This window comes from Curtobacterium sp. NPDC090223, assembly GCF_044746585.1.
Classification (GTDB): Bacteria; Actinomycetota; Actinomycetes; order Actinomycetales; family Microbacteriaceae; genus Curtobacterium.
In genome coordinates this window covers 245,221-258,997 of sequence record NZ_JBIVCN010000002.1, presented here as the reverse complement: position 1 = coordinate 258,997, position 13,777 = coordinate 245,221, and the positions used below count along the sequence as shown (strand labels likewise).

The following is a 13,777-nucleotide window of genomic DNA, read 5'->3' as shown; positions in this document are numbered from 1 at the left end:
CACTCCGGTTCGTCGTTGGATCGGGGTTGCGCTTCAGCCAACCACAAAACCGAGCGTCAGTACACTTTCGCGCGCGGTCTGGGCGTTCGCTCCGATCTGCGAACGCGATCTCCGGTCGCGGTGAATGGTGGGGTCCACGTGAGAGCGCAGGGGCTCGACCGAGCTCCGGTGATTCGCCTTCCGAGAGGAGCTGCCATGACGTCGACCAACGTCACGAACGAACTGCACCGGGTACTGGGACAGCGGCTTGAAGGTGGTGGGACGTGGGCGTGGGCCTACGTCGACGCCTCCGCCAACGTCGAGGACCCGCGCCGCCAGGCCGCGCTGAAGCTCCGCGCGGTCGAGGAGGCGCTCCGGGCGCAGGGCTCCGATCTCGACGCGGTCGACGTCATCGCCGGTGAGCTCGAGGACACCCCGGGGATCCCGGCGCCCGTGGCCCGCTACGTGCTCGTGCACGACGGCGAGCTCGTCCTGAGCGAGGTACTCCCGGGCCCGATGCACGCGGCCGAGTCCATCGGCGCCGGAGCCGTGCCGGACCTGGTGCCGCTCGTCGCACACCGGCCGATCGACCTGCCGTTCCTGGTGGTCCAGGTCGGCAAGGACGGTGGCGGCTACCGGGCGTACAAGCTCGGGCACCCCGGGAACTCGGACGACGAGGAACGCATCCAGGGCGAGACGTTCGACCAGCACAAGGTGAAGGGCGGCTTCGGCGACTGGAAGCAGCCCCGCTGGCAGGGCCGCACCGAGGAGATCTGGCGGCAGAACACCACCGAGGTCGCGAGCGCCATCGACAAGGCGGTCGAGCGGCTCAGCCCCGCGCTCATCGTGGTGTCCGGTGACCTGCAGGCACGGCCGATGCTCATCGACCGGCTGTCGTCCGACGCGCGTCGACTCGTCAGCGAGGTGCCGGGCGGCGGGTTCGACGAGGCCGTCGTCGGGGACCACGTGCGCGTCGCGCTCGCCCGGGTCATCGCCGGGCACCGGCACGACCTGGAGGACTCGCTCCGCACCCACGTGGGACGCGGCGACAACCAGGCGGTGACCGGGCTCGGCCCGGTGGTGGAGGCCCTGCAGCAGGCGCAGGGATCGACCATCGCACTGGACGCCGTCGCGATCGGCGACCGGACCCTGCTCGCGCTCGGGACGGCCCCGTGGGTGGCGACGGCGCCCGAGCAGGCGGCCGGTGCGCCGGTGATCGGGCCCGTGCCGGCGGTGTGCGCGCTCGTCCGGGCCGCGGTCCTGACGGACGCCGAGCTCGTGCTCGTCAACGCCGCGTCGTTGCCCGGTGGTGCGGCCGCTGCTGCGCTGCTGCGCTGGCCGGTCGGCCCGACCGTCCCGGCCTGAGTCGCGGGCGCGGGCCGCGGGTTCGCGCGGGTTGCGTGGGTGGGTTGTCGAATCGCGCGTAGGTGGTCGGAAGTTCCGACTGCCCACGCGCGATTCCACTTTCCAGAGCGGCTGCTGTGGGAAGGATCGCGCGTCAGTCGTGGGAACGATCGGCGTGCGGGACCAACGGCAGCGCCAGTAGGGGCAGCACCGCCACGATCCCGAACGACGCCGCGAAGCCGAGTGCCCCGACGAGCGCGCCGATGCCCGGGCCGACGGCGCTCGCCGCGATGAACTGCCCGGTGTTCTGCGCGCCGAGTGCGCGGCCCGACCAGAACGGTCCGGCCGCCTCGGCGACCGAGGTGTAGGCCAGGCCGTTGTCCGCCACGGTCACACTCGTCGCGATCACCAGGAACACCGCGGCCCCGGCGAGGTGCGACACGTCGACCAGGGCCAGGACGGCCATCACCACCGCAGCGCTCACGGCGACGATCCGCAACGGCCCGACGCGGGAGCCCGCTCGGTCGCTCCACACGCCGACCAGGATCCGGCCGATGGCGCCGACGAACTGTGACGCGCCGACGAGGAGTCCCGCAGCCGGCGTCGACCACCCCAGTCCGACGAGCCACACCAGCCCGTACGTCGAGAGCGTGAACTGCGGGACGACGAGCAGGATCGACACCGCGTGGATCCGCCACAGGAACCCGTTCGCCCGGTACGGGTTCGCCGTGACGGCCTGCGGCGCGGTCGATCGTGCCGGACGCGGCGGGTTCGCGATCCCGATCGCGCAGAGCACGGCGAGCACCGCGCACAGCACGATCGGCAGGACGAGCGCCGCCCGGATGCCGGACGCCTCGGCGAACTGCGGGACCGTGACCGCGGCGAGCGTCACCCCGAGCGGCTGCGACATCTGCCGGATCCCCATCGCGAGGCCGCGCCGCTCCTTCGGGAACCACCCGACGACCACGCGGCCGCTCGCGGCGTTCGTCGAGGCGCTCGTCATCCCGCCCGCCAGGAATGCGAGCCCGAGCAGCACCGGGTTGCCGGCCGCTGCCCAGGCGCCGACGACCGCCAGCGTGGTGAGGACCAGGCCGCCGGCGATGACGACGCGCTCGCCGAAGCGGTCGGTGATCGCTCCCCAGGCGATCAGCGTCAGGACCATGCCGAACGTCGGTGCCGCCGCCAGCACCCCGGCGAGCGTGAGCGAGGTCCCCTGGGCGTGCAGGTAGGGGATGAGCAGGGCCGGCGCGGACACGACGAGGGTGCCCGCCGCCTGCGCCGCGACACCGAGCGCGAGCATCGTCCAGGCGCGGGCGGTGATCGCGGGGGCGGGTGCAGGTGCTGTCGTCGTCACGGGGATCGTTTCGTCTCGGAACTGATTGGTATACCAAAACGGTATACCATCTGGGACCCCGCGCCGATAGGGTGGTTGGCCGTGACCGATTCGATCGACGCAGCAGCACCGGTGTCGCAGACGGCGCAGCTCTACGACAACCTCCGAGCCGCGATCCTCACGCTCGACATCGCCCCGGGTGAGCGCATCTCGGAGCGCGGACTCGAGGCGCGGTTCCACGCGTCGCGCACTCCCGTCCGTGCGGCGCTGTCCCGGCTCGAGCGCGAGGGGCTCATCCTGCACGAGGGCCGCTCGTGGACGGTCACCCCGATCGACCTGGACGAGATCGCGTCCCTCGCTGAGCTCCGCGGCGTGCTCGAGCCCGCTGCCGCCCGGCTCGCGGTCGCACGCGCGTCGGTGGACCAGCTCGCCGAGGTCCGGGCGCACCTCGACACCCTGCGGCCGACGCCGGACCAGCAGTCCGGCATCCGGATGGGCTCGACCTTCCACCTGGACCTCGCCGCGCTCGGCGGCAACCGGTTCATCACCGAGGCCATCGCCGACGCGCTCACCCGACTCGAGCGCACGCGGTGGATCGAGGTGCGCACGCCAGAGGCGCGCGACGCCGCCTGGGCCGAGCACAGCGAGATCATCGACGCGGTGCAGTCCGGCGACGCCGATCGCGCCGCCGAACTGCTCGCCGCGCACGTCGCCGGGACCAACGACCGCCTGCTCGCCTGGATCGCCCAGGAGCGCCGTCGCCTGCGTGGTGCAGGCATGGCGATCGTCGGCGCGACCGACCGCTGAGCCGAGCCTGCTCGCAGTGGTGAGCCGGGCCTCCGGTCCGAGACCGCGTCAGCGGCTACTCGAGGCGCTCGCGCCCTTCTGCGGCGTCCAGCTGGGCGAAGATCCAGCCGTTGTACTTCTCGTCCGAGTGCTCGAGGAGCGCGTCGCGCACCTCGGCCTCGTCGCGGTTCAGGCGGTGCGCGTCACGGCGCCCTGACTGCGTCGACTGTGACATCTGGTCGTCCTTCCCGAAGGCGGGCCGAGGCCCGCGATGACGCGGACACCGTCCGCTGGTTGCGCTTCCCCACGGGACGTACTGAGGTCGCCCCAGTGTGGTCCGGCCCGCCCGCCGAACGCAAGGGTCGGTGCCGGTCTGTGGAGAAGTGTGTCGGGGACCGGTGCCTAGGATGGTCCGCTGTCGGGGCGGCTCACGCCCGGCGTCGACGAACACGCGGACAGGAGGCCGGGTTGAGCGAGCAGCGCACGGCACCTCCCACGGTCTACGACGTGGCCTCGGCGGCGGGTGTCTCCATCGCCACCGTCTCGCGGGTGCTCCGCACGCCGGACGCCGTCCGGGAGGGCACGCGGGACCGCGTCCAGGCCGCGATCCGGACGCTCGGGTACGTGCCGTCGGGCAACGCCAGGGCGCTCGCGGGGAAGCGCACCGGCGTCATCGGACTGCTGCTGCCGGGGTTCGACGTGGTCCCCGACGAACGACCGGGGCTCGTGACGGACGGCGGGGTCCGTGTGGTCGACGACCGTCGGCACGTGACGCAGCCGTTCGCCTCGAACCTGTACTTCGACGAGGTCCTGCGCGGCGCCGAGACCGAGGCGTGGCAGCGCGGCCTCGCCCTCATGGTCGCCGCCGGGCGGGGTCCCTCCCGAGACGTCATCGTCAACGACGTCGCCGGCCGCGTGGACGGACTCGCGGTCCTGGCCCAGACCGTGCCCGACGAGTTGCTCGAACACGTCGCCCGCCGGATCCCCGTGGTGGTGCTCGCCGACGACCGGCGCTCGCACGGCTTCGACTCGGTCAGCGTGGACAACGCCGCGGGCATGCGCACGCTGGCGTCCCACGTGATCGGCCGGCTGGGCATCCGCTCGATCGCGTACGTCGCCGGGCCGATCGACTCGCCGGACGACATGGAGCGGGCCACGGGGTTCGCCGCGGCGCTGGCGGACCACGGTGTCGCCGCGTCGTCGGTCCGGACCGTGCACGGCGACTTCGGCCGGGTCCGGGCGCGGGAGCTCGCGACGGCCCTGCTCGCCGACGCCGCACCGCGGGCGATCGTGTGCTCGAACGACCAGTCGGCGCTCGGGGTGCTCGACGCGATCGCGGCGCGGGGGTTGCGCGTGCCGGAGGACGTCGTCGTGACCGGCTTCGACGGCATCGACGCGGGGCGGTTCTCGTCGCCGCGCCTGACGACCGTGCACCAGCCGATGGGGGAGCTCGGGCGTGCGGCGGTCGCGGCGATCGTCGACCGGCTCGAGCGCACCGAGGGCCCGCCGCGCGCGATGCGGCTCCCCGTCGAGGTGCTCCTGCGGGAGAGCTGCCCCCCGGCGCTGTAGCGCGGCGCGGGCGGGCGCGCGGGCGCTCGCCGACGTGTGGTGAGTTGTTTCGCGCGTAGGAGGTCAGAACTTCCGACCACCTACGCGCGTTTCCTCTTCCCACAGCGGGCGCGATGGGAAGGATCGCGCGTGGTCAGTCGTACCGTCGGGCCACCGCCCGCCCGCAAAGGCCCCCGCCCGCCCCTGCCGCAAAGGCCCGACCGCCCGCAAAGGCCCCCGCCCGCACACCGCGCCCGGCGCCCAGTTGCAATGCGCGATGTAAGCGCATACATTGTCCCGGTACCCACTCGACACGGAGGTCGACCGAGCAATGACGCTTCCCCCACAGCGCACGCGCTCCCCGCGCGTCCCCGGCTCACGCCGCGGCCGGCGCGGACGCCTGATGGCGGCCCTCGCCGGGCTCGCCGTCGTGGCCCTCACGGCCACCGGCTGCAGCATCCAGGTCCGGTCCCAGCCGGACCCGAGCATCGGCAAGGACACGATGCTCATCAACGCGGACCACGGCAACCCGCTGTTCGACCGCAACTTCAACCCGTACATCGCCAACGCCCGCACGGCGTCGAAGTGGATGTACGAGCCCCTCATCGAGGTGAACCCCCTCGACGGCAAGCGCAACCCGTGGCTCGCGAGCTCGTGGACGCAGCCGGACGCCAAGACGATCGACATGACGATCCGCAGCGGCGTCAAGTGGTCCAACGGCGACGCGTTCAGCGCGAAGGACGTGGTCTTCACGTTCGACCTGCTGAAGAAGTTCCCCGCGATGGACGTCAAGGGCGCCTGGCAGCACATCGCCAGCATCGAGCAGCAGGGGCAGCACGTCGTCTTCCACCTGAAGTCGGACGACGTCCCGAGCCTGACGATCATCGGGCAGACGTACATCCTCGGTGAGCAGCACTGGAAGGACGTCAAGGACCCGACGACCTACCGCGACCCGAACCCGGTCGGCACCGGCCCGTTCGTGCTCGGCAACTACACCGACCAGCAGTACTCGATGGACAAGAACAAGTCCTACTGGCAGGCCGACAAGATCGCCATCAAGCACCTCATCCTGCCGGCGACCAACACGCAGCTCGACACGGTCACACGCGGCTACGACTGGGCGTACGCGTTCATCTCCGACGTCCAGGGCACGTGGGGCGCCGCGTCGAAGACGAACACGTACTGGTTCCCGCCGGGGGGTGTGATCGGCCTGATCCCGAACCTGACGAAGGCGCCCTACAACGACGTCAACGTCCGCCGTGGCATCTCGCTCGCGCTGAACCGCGACGACATCGCCGAGACCGCGACCGAGGGCAACCTCAAGGCCGCGGCGCAGACCGGGCTGATCCTGCCGAACCAGGAGCAGTACGTGAACGAGCAGATCCCGAACAGCGGCGTCGTCACGCAGGACACGAAGGCCGCGATCGCCGCCTTCGAGAAGTCCGGCTACACGGTCCAGGGCGGCAAGATCGTCAAGGACGGCAAGCAGCTCGAGATCAACATCATGACCGCGAACGGCTACTCCGACTGGCTCCGCGCCGCACAAGAGGTCCGCCGCAACCTGACGGCCATCGGCATCAAGGTCACGATCAGCGCACCGCAGCCCGCCGGGTACCAGCAGAACATCAACAACGGCACCTTCGACATGGCGATGGGTGGCATGGGCAACGGCGACGTCTACCAGGCGTTCAACTCCCTGCTGAGCTCCGACTTCTACCAGCCGGTCGGCAAGTCGACGGTGAACAACTACGAGCGGTACAAGAACGCCGACACGCAGAAGCTCCTCGACGAGTACAAGGCGACGACGGACACCGCGAAGCAGCAGGAGATCCTGGACCAGCTGCAGGAGATCGTCTACGACGACCTGCCCGTCATCGGCATGTACTACGGCGGCCTCTGGGGTCTGTTCAACACGAGCAAGTTCGTCGGCTGGCCGAGTGCGGACGACCCGTACATGGCGCCGCAGAACTACGACTCGGCTCCGCTGCTCATCTTCTCCAAGCTGCGTCTGCGCGACAGCGCCGCCGGCCAGGAGATCCTGAAGGAACAGGACGAAGCCAAGTGAAGTACATCCTCCAGAAACTCGTCCTCTTCGTCCTGACCCTCTGGGCCGCGATCACGCTGAACTTCGTGCTCCCGCGCCTCATGCCGGGCAGCCCGACCGACGCCGCCCTGGCGAAGCTCAGCCAGAACGGCCCGGTCACGGACGCCACCAAGAAGGCCATCGAGGCCCAGCTCGGCGTCCCGACCGGCAACCTCTGGGACCAGTACGTCAGCTACCTGCACCAGGTCGTGACGCTCGACTTCGGCGTGAGCTACACGTTCTACCCGCAGAACGTCGGGGACCTCGTCGCCAGGGCACTGCCGTACACGCTCATCCTGGTCGGCCTGGTCACGATCATCGCGTTCGTGCTCGGCACCCTGATCGGCGTCGGCGCCGCGTGGAAGCGCGGCACCTGGCTCGACTCGCTGCCGACGCTGTCCGGCTCGTTCATGTCGACGTTCCCGTACTTCTGGACGGCGCTCCTGCTGCTGTTCTTCCTCGGCTACGTCCTGCACTGGTTCCCGACCACCGGCGCGTACTCCGCGACGACGACCCCCGGGCTCAGTGGAGCGTTCATCGGTGACGCACTCCAGCACGCGATCCTGCCGGCCGTGACGATCCTCGTGACGAGCCTCGGTGGCTGGATCATCGGCATGCGCAACGCGATGATCAACACCCTCGGCGACGACTACGTGACCTTCGCCGAGGCGAACGGCCTCCGTGGTCGCACGGTCGCCGTCCGGTACGCCGCCCGCAACGCGATCCTGCCGAACCTGACCGGCTTCGGTCTGGCCCTCGGTGGTGTCGTCGGCGGCTCGGTGCTCGTCGAGCAGGTGTTCGGGTACCCGGGCATCGGCTACCTGCTGTTCAACGCCGTCATCGGGCAGGACTACCCGCTCATGCAGGCACTGTTCCTGATGATCACCGTGTCGGTGCTCATCGCCAACTTCATCGTGGATGTCCTCTACGGCATCCTGGACCCGAGGACGCGTCGATGACCACGATCGCAGTACGTACCCAAGAAGAAGCCCAAGCACCGTCACGGTGGAAGAGTGCAGCCCGCCAGTTCGGCGTCGTCTGGGGCAACACCAAGGCCCGGATCGGCATCATCATCCTCGCGGTCTTCGTGATCGTGGCGGTCTTCGCGCCCCTCCTCGCCCCGTACGGCGCGAGCCAGAACGGCTTCGCCCGGTCCGCCGACGCGACCGCCGCCCACTGGATGGGGACGACCGCCGCCGGCGAGGACGTCCTCTCCCAGATCATCTACGGCGCCAGGATCTCGGTCCTGGTCGGCGCGGTCGCGGGCATCCTGTCCACGCTCGTCGCCGTCGCGATCGGCCTCAGCTGGGGCTACGTCCGCGGCTGGATCGCCGAGGTCATCGGGTTCATCGTGAACCTGTTCCTCGTCATCCCGGGCCTGCCCCTGATGATCGTCATCGCGGCCTACCTGCAGAACGGCGGCATCGCCGTCATCATCGCGGTCATCGTGGTGACCGGCTGGGCGTGGGGCGCTCGCGTGCTCCGCTCCCAGACGCAGTCGCTGCGCGGTCGCGACTTCGTGACGGCAGCGCAGTTCTCCGGTGAGGGCGCGACCCGCATCGTGTTCCGCGAGATCCTGCCGAACATGACCTCGCTCATCGTCGGCTCGTTCTTCGGTGCCGCGACGAGCGCGATCCTGGCAGAGGCCGGCCTGGAGTTCCTCGGCCTCGGCGACTCCTCGATCGTCAGCTGGGGCACGATCCTCTACTGGGCGCAGAACTCCAACGCGCTGCTCACCGGTCAGTGGATCCTGCTGTTCGCACCGGGTCTCTGCATCGCGCTCCTCGCGATGAGCCTGACCCTGATTAACTTCGGCGTCGACGCCGTGTCCAACCCGCGACTGCGCGAGGGCGCGCGGCCCCGTAAGGAGCGAAAGAATGCCTGAATCCACCCTGGAGGCCCGGCCCGACTCCGCCCCGCAGGCTGCGGACGTCCTCCTCGACGTCCGCGACCTGTCGGTCGTCTACGAGTCGGCCGGCCAGACCGCGGTCCAAGCGGTCGACCACGTGTCGTTCTCCCTGAAGAAGGGCGAGTTCGTCGGTCTGGTCGGTGAGTCCGGCTCCGGCAAGTCGACGCTCGGCTACGCGCTGACCCGACTGCAGAAGCCGCCGGCCCGGACCAACGGCGGCAGCATCGTCTTCGCGGGCAAGGACATCCGCGACCTCGACGAGGAAGCGCTCCGGCAGCAGCGCCAGGGCGGCTTCGCCATGGTCCTGCAGTCCGGCATGAACGCGCTCAACCCGGTGCGCACCGTCCGGAACCACTTCATCGACATCTTCAAGGCCCACGGTCACGTCCCGCGCGAGCGCTGGGACAGCCGGATGCGGGAGCTCGTCGGCAAGGTCAAGCTGCCCGACTCGATGCTGGCCCGGTACCCGGGCGAGCTCTCCGGCGGCATGCGGCAGCGCGTCTCGATCGCACTGGCGCTGTCCCTCGAGCCGCAGCTCATGGTGTTCGACGAGCCGACCACGGCGCTCGACGTCCTGGTGCAGCACGCGGTGATGGACACCATCATCGAGCTGCAGCGGTCCGAGGGGTTCACCGCCGTGCTCATCTCCCACGACCTCGGCATCGTGCTCGAGGCCACCGAGCGCGTCCTGGTGATGCACGAGGGCCGGATCGTCGAGGACGGTGGTTCCCGCGACATCCTGCGCGACCCGCAGGACGAGTACACGCAGATGCTGCTCTCGCACTACGCGGACCCGCGCGCCGAGGTCGTCTCGCTGCCCGGGTTCCCGGACCGCTCCCTCCGCGGGGCGTCCGGTGCCAGCCGGCAGGAGACGACGACCTCGCACGCGACCGTCGGGACGCGCGAGCGCACGGCCGCGAAGAACCCGATCGTCGTCGAGGGCCTGGTGAAGACCTACGCCCCGCCGCGTCGTGGCGAGGACCCGGTCCGCGCCGTCCTTGACGTGTCGTTCACGCTCGAGCCGGGGCAGTCTCTCGCGCTCGTCGGCCAGTCGGGTTCCGGCAAGTCGACGATCGCGAAGATGCTCACGGGCGTCGAGAAGCCGACGTCGGGCACGGTCCGCTTCGGTGACCTCGACGTCGCGAAGCTCGGGCGCCGCGGCCTGCGGGACCTGCGCTCCGAGGTGCAGATGGTGTTCCAGGACCCGTACGCGGCGCTCAACCCGCTGCACACCGTCGAGTACACGCTCACCCGCCCGGTCGTGAACTACACGGGCCTGCGCGGGAAGGACGCCCGACGTCGGGTGCTCGAACTCCTCGAGACCGTCGGCCTGTCCCCGGTGGAGCAGTTCGCGCAGAAGCTCCCGCACCAGCTCTCCGGCGGGCAGCGGCAGCGCGTCGTGATCGCCCGGGCGCTCGCGAGCGACCCGCAGGTGATCATCGCGGACGAGCCGGTGTCGATGCTCGACGTGACGCTCCGCGCCGGGGTGCTCGCGCTCCTCGAGGACCTGCGCGAGCAGTGGGGCGTCTCGCTCCTCTACATCACGCACGACCTGTTGAGCGCCCGGCTCATCACCGACGACATCATGGTGCTCCACGACGGCGCCGTGGTGGAGCGGGGCCGGACCGCGGACGTGCTGCAGCACCCGCAGGACAGCTACACGATCGACCTGCTGGACGCGGTGCCCAACCCGCGGAGAAGGCTGACCGCATGAACCTGCACGCGTTCCCCACCGTCCCGCCGTTCGGCCACCTGCCCACGCCCGAGGGCGTCGACGTCGTCGGCATCGACGTCCCCGTCGGCCGCCTGACCGCCTACCGCGTCGTCCCCGAGGGTGAGAGCAAGGGCGTCGTGCTGGTCGTGCCCGGGTACACCGGCTCGAAGGAGGACTGGCGCACCTTCATGCCGCTCCTCCGCGACGCCGGCTGGACCGCCGTCGCCATCAGCCGGCGCGGCCAGGCGGACTCGGCGGCACCCGACGCGCCGCGGGACCACACGCTCGAGGAAGAGGCCGCGGACGTCGTCCGGGTCGCGAGGCTCCTCGACGACGGTGCCCCCGTCCACCTCATCGGTCACTCGCTCGGCGGGGTGATCGTCCGCGCCGCCGCGATCCAGGACCCATCTGCGTTCCGCGACGTCGTGCAGTTCTGCTCCGGTCCGTACGGCTGGCCCTACCGCAAGGTCGCGGAGCTGACGATCCTGCACGACACCGCCGGGGACCTGCGCCAGCTGTTCGACGCCACGAACCCGCTCTGGGCACACCGCCCCGACGAGGAGCTGCCCGACGACGTCCGGATGGTCCGCGACCGGTTCGGGGCCACCAGCCCGCTGAGCGTCGTCGCCGGCGGACACATCCTCGAGGACCACACCGACACCTCGGACGAGCTCCGCGCGACCGGGCTCCCCGTCCTCGTCACGCACGGGGAGTGGGACACCGCGTGGCCGATCCCGTGGCAGCGGCAGATGGCCGAGGACACCGGCGCCGAGTACGTCGTCATCCCGCACAGCTACCACGGCCCACAGGTCGAGAACCCCGCCGGGACCATCGAGGTCTTCGACCGGTTCCTGGCACAGCACTGAAAGGCACCATCATCACCACGCTCAGCTTCCCCGACGGCTTCCTCTGGGGCGCGGCGACCGCCGCACACCAGATCGAGGGCAACAACGTCAACAGCAACTGGTGGGTGCACGAGCACGAGCCGGACACCACCATCGTCGAGCCCTCCGGCGACGCCGCGGACAGCTACCACCGGTACCGCGAGGACATCCGCATCGCGGCCGAGCTCGGGCTGAACTCCTACCGGTTCAGCATCGAGTGGGCGCGCATCGAGCCCGAGCGCGGGTTCGTCAGCCGCGCCGAGATCGACCACTACCGGCGCATGGTCGAGACGTGCCACGAGTTCGGCATCGAGCCCATCGTCACGCTCATGCACTTCACGGTGCCGCGCTGGTTCGAGCGCGACGGCTTCTGGCGCGCCCCCGACGCAGCGGACCTGTTCGCCCGCTACACCGAGGCCGCGCTCCCCGTCGTCTCGGACGGCGTCCGCTACGTCTGCACCATCAACGAGCCGAACATCGCGGCGATGCTCGCCGGAGGCGAGGACGCCCGGAACCTGGTGGCCTACGGCCTGCCGAACCCGGACCTCGGCGTCGCCGACGCCCTGCTGGCCAGCCACCAGCGGTCGCGAGCGGTGCTGGGACAGGTGTCCGGCCTCCGGTCCGGGTGGACCGTCGCGACCCAGGCGTTCCGCTCGAACGGCGAGCCCGGTGCGGACGAGATGCTCCGCGAGTACGGGTACCCGCGCGACGACTGGTACCTGGAGAACGCCGCCGGCGACGACTTCCTCGGCGTGCAGGCGTACACGCGCACGTTCATCGGGCCGAACGGTCCGCTCCCCGTCGCCGACGACGTCGAGACCACCCTGACCGGCTGGGAGTTCTACCCGGAGGCCTCCGCCGACGGACTCCGCAGCGCGTGGGAGCTCTCCGGCCACGTGCCGCTGATGATCACCGAGAACGGCATCGCGACCGCGGACGACACCCGTCGCCGGGCGTACACGCAGGGCGCCCTGGAGGGGATCCACCGCTGCATCGAGGACGGCATCGAGGTCCTCGGGTACCAGCACTGGTCGCTCCTGGACAACTACGAGTGGGCGTCCGGCTTCCGGCCGACGTTCGGGCTGGTGTCCTGGGACCCGGTGACGTTCGAGCGCACCCCGAAGCCGTCCGCGCACTGGTACGGCGGAGTCGCGAAGGCGAACGCGCTGGAGTCCTGACCCGCCGGCTGCCCGTCACCGGGCAGCCGGCGCGCTCCTGGTGTCCGCCGGGATCGTGAACAGCCGGCTCGTCTCGGTCCGCCCGTTCGCGGTCTGCTCGATGGCGAACCGGAACTCCGTCACGCCTGCCGGGACGGTCAGGGCGAACGCCCACGTGCCGTCGGCCAGCACGGCGTGTGCGCCTGGGGTGATCGGATCGCCGGCGGCATCGAGGACACGGAACGTCGCGTGGGGTGTCGCGGTGCCCGTGAACCGGTTCTCGAAACCCGGCTGCACGGTTGCCGGACCGGTCACCGTGACCGGGTCGAGCGCCGGCGGGTCCAGCACGACCCTCAGGGGCACCCGGTCGTACTCGACGCCGTTGATCTTCTGGATCGCGATGAGCGGGTTCGTGCCGATGGACAGCCCGGCGACCGTGATGGACCACGTTCCGGTGGTCGTGTCGACGGCCGTCTCCTGACCGCCGATCGACACGCGAGCACCCTTCGTCGCCGTGCCGGCGATGACCGCGGACCTCGAGATGAGGTCGACCGATCGGATCTCGGCGATCAGCTTCGTCCGCGCGGGGCCCGGGCGACCCACGTACGGATCGCCGCCGCCCCACCGCTCCACCCGGCCGCCGTTCCGGCCGTACGCGACCGAGGTGAAGCGGACCGTCATGTACTCGCCGGGTTGCACCCAGGACGGCCAGGGCTGGGTCCCGATCGCCAGGGGGCGGAGTTCCCTGCTGCTCGGCGTCACACCGGCGGCGGTGACCTCGCAGCGGATGGCCTCTTGGCACTCGGGCGTCGCGGTGACGGTGACGGTCGTCGCGGTGCCGGACACCTTCTTGTCGATCGGCGGGTAGGCGAACGGGCCGGCCAGGACCGAGCCGCCAGCGTCGTTCGGGATGTCTGCCGCTGCACGTGCCGGGCTCGCAGCGGCGAGTCCGCCGGCGGCTGCCACGACGAGCGTGGTGGCGAGGACGGTCAGGAAGCGTGATCGCGTCGTCGAGGAACCCATGTGCTGGACAGTAACCG

At 70.6% G+C, this 13,777-nt stretch carries 12 protein-coding genes; 9 read left to right on the top strand and 3 right to left on the bottom strand.

Features of this window, described 5'->3' with window-relative positions; translation table 11 throughout:
* Positions 1 to 195 precede the first annotated feature (195 nt).
* Positions 196 to 1,344 carry a Vms1/Ankzf1 family peptidyl-tRNA hydrolase gene (locus ACIPJY_RS05800; protein WP_400463562.1) on the top strand — a complete coding sequence of 383 codons (1,149 nt, stop codon included), beginning with the start codon at positions 196 to 198 and terminating at the stop codon, positions 1,342 to 1,344.
* A gap of 133 nt (positions 1,345 to 1,477) precedes the next feature.
* On the opposite strand, the gene ACIPJY_RS05795 is transcribed toward ACIPJY_RS05800, so the two are convergent.
* Positions 1,478 to 2,623, bottom strand: coding sequence for an MFS transporter (locus tag ACIPJY_RS05795; RefSeq protein ID WP_400463854.1), 1,146 nt, complete (start codon positions 2,621 to 2,623; stop codon positions 1,478 to 1,480).
* A 135-nt stretch (positions 2,624 to 2,758) separates the two neighbouring features.
* Here ACIPJY_RS05795 and ACIPJY_RS05790 point away from each other — a divergent pair, with 135 nt between their 5' ends.
* Positions 2,759 to 3,463 (top strand): GntR family transcriptional regulator, encoded by a 705-nt coding sequence (locus tag ACIPJY_RS05790; protein WP_400463559.1) that lies wholly within the window; start codon positions 2,759 to 2,761, stop codon positions 3,461 to 3,463.
* 55 nt (positions 3,464 to 3,518) lie between these two features.
* On the opposite strand, the gene ACIPJY_RS05785 is transcribed toward ACIPJY_RS05790, so the two are convergent.
* Positions 3,519 to 3,677 (bottom strand): hypothetical protein, encoded by a 159-nt coding sequence (locus ACIPJY_RS05785; protein ID WP_400463556.1) that lies wholly within the window; start codon positions 3,675 to 3,677, stop codon positions 3,519 to 3,521.
* 233 nt (positions 3,678 to 3,910) lie between these two features.
* Here ACIPJY_RS05785 and ACIPJY_RS05780 point away from each other — a divergent pair, with 233 nt between their 5' ends.
* The 7 genes from ACIPJY_RS05780 (at position 3,911) to ACIPJY_RS05750 (ending at position 12,758) form a co-directional block, all read left to right on the top strand.
* Positions 3,911 to 5,011, top strand: a complete 1,101-nt coding sequence (locus ACIPJY_RS05780; RefSeq protein WP_400463553.1) for a LacI family DNA-binding transcriptional regulator — start codon at positions 3,911 to 3,913, stop codon at positions 5,009 to 5,011.
* A gap of 310 nt (positions 5,012 to 5,321) precedes the next feature.
* Entirely contained in the window at positions 5,322 to 7,055 is a 1,734-nt protein-coding gene (locus tag ACIPJY_RS05775) for an ABC transporter substrate-binding protein (protein ID WP_400463550.1), read from the top strand.
* Complete coding sequence (locus ACIPJY_RS05770; protein WP_400463548.1) at positions 7,052 to 8,032, top strand: ABC transporter permease; 981 nt, start codon at positions 7,052 to 7,054, stop codon at positions 8,030 to 8,032. The genes ACIPJY_RS05775 and ACIPJY_RS05770 overlap by 4 nt, the downstream gene beginning before the upstream one ends.
* Positions 8,029 to 8,958: an ABC transporter permease gene (locus ACIPJY_RS05765; RefSeq protein ID WP_400463545.1), complete on the top strand. Its 930-nt coding sequence runs from the start codon at positions 8,029 to 8,031 to the stop codon at positions 8,956 to 8,958. The genes ACIPJY_RS05770 and ACIPJY_RS05765 overlap by 4 nt, the downstream gene beginning before the upstream one ends.
* On the top strand, positions 8,951 to 10,696 hold the full coding sequence (locus tag ACIPJY_RS05760) for an ABC transporter ATP-binding protein (RefSeq protein WP_400463543.1): 1,746 nt from the start codon (positions 8,951 to 8,953) through the stop codon (positions 10,694 to 10,696). The genes ACIPJY_RS05765 and ACIPJY_RS05760 overlap by 8 nt, the downstream gene beginning before the upstream one ends.
* Positions 10,693 to 11,562, top strand: a complete 870-nt coding sequence (locus tag ACIPJY_RS05755) for an alpha/beta fold hydrolase (RefSeq protein ID WP_400463540.1) — start codon at positions 10,693 to 10,695, stop codon at positions 11,560 to 11,562. The genes ACIPJY_RS05760 and ACIPJY_RS05755 overlap by 4 nt, the downstream gene beginning before the upstream one ends.
* 8 nt (positions 11,563 to 11,570) lie before the next feature.
* Complete coding sequence (locus ACIPJY_RS05750) at positions 11,571 to 12,758, top strand: glycoside hydrolase family 1 protein (RefSeq protein ID WP_400463851.1); 1,188 nt, start codon at positions 11,571 to 11,573, stop codon at positions 12,756 to 12,758.
* A gap of 15 nt (positions 12,759 to 12,773) precedes the next feature.
* Here ACIPJY_RS05750 and ACIPJY_RS05745 read toward each other — a convergent pair whose 3' ends face one another.
* Positions 12,774 to 13,760: a hypothetical protein gene (locus ACIPJY_RS05745; protein ID WP_400463538.1), complete on the bottom strand. Its 987-nt coding sequence runs from the start codon at positions 13,758 to 13,760 to the stop codon at positions 12,774 to 12,776.
* Positions 13,761 to 13,777 lie beyond the last annotated feature (17 nt).

Excerpts from the sequence above, each read along its gene's own strand:
- ACIPJY_RS05800 (WP_400463562.1), top strand. The coding sequence starts at position 196 with ATGACGTCGACCAACGTCACGAACGAACTGCACCGGGTACTGGGACAG.
- ACIPJY_RS05785 (WP_400463556.1), bottom strand. The coding sequence starts at position 3,677 with ATGTCACAGTCGACGCAGTCAGGGCGCCGTGACGCGCACCGCCTGAAC.
- ACIPJY_RS05755 (WP_400463540.1), top strand. The coding sequence starts at position 10,693 with ATGAACCTGCACGCGTTCCCCACCGTCCCGCCGTTCGGCCACCTGCCC.
- ACIPJY_RS05795 (WP_400463854.1), bottom strand. The coding sequence starts at position 2,623 with ATGCTCGCGCTCGGTGTCGCGGCGCAGGCGGCGGGCACCCTCGTCGTG.
- ACIPJY_RS05775 (WP_400463550.1), top strand. The coding sequence starts at position 5,322 with ATGACGCTTCCCCCACAGCGCACGCGCTCCCCGCGCGTCCCCGGCTCA.
- ACIPJY_RS05760 (WP_400463543.1), top strand. The coding sequence starts at position 8,951 with ATGCCTGAATCCACCCTGGAGGCCCGGCCCGACTCCGCCCCGCAGGCT.
- ACIPJY_RS05765 (WP_400463545.1), top strand. The coding sequence starts at position 8,029 with ATGACCACGATCGCAGTACGTACCCAAGAAGAAGCCCAAGCACCGTCA.
- ACIPJY_RS05745 (WP_400463538.1), bottom strand. The coding sequence starts at position 13,760 with ATGGGTTCCTCGACGACGCGATCACGCTTCCTGACCGTCCTCGCCACC.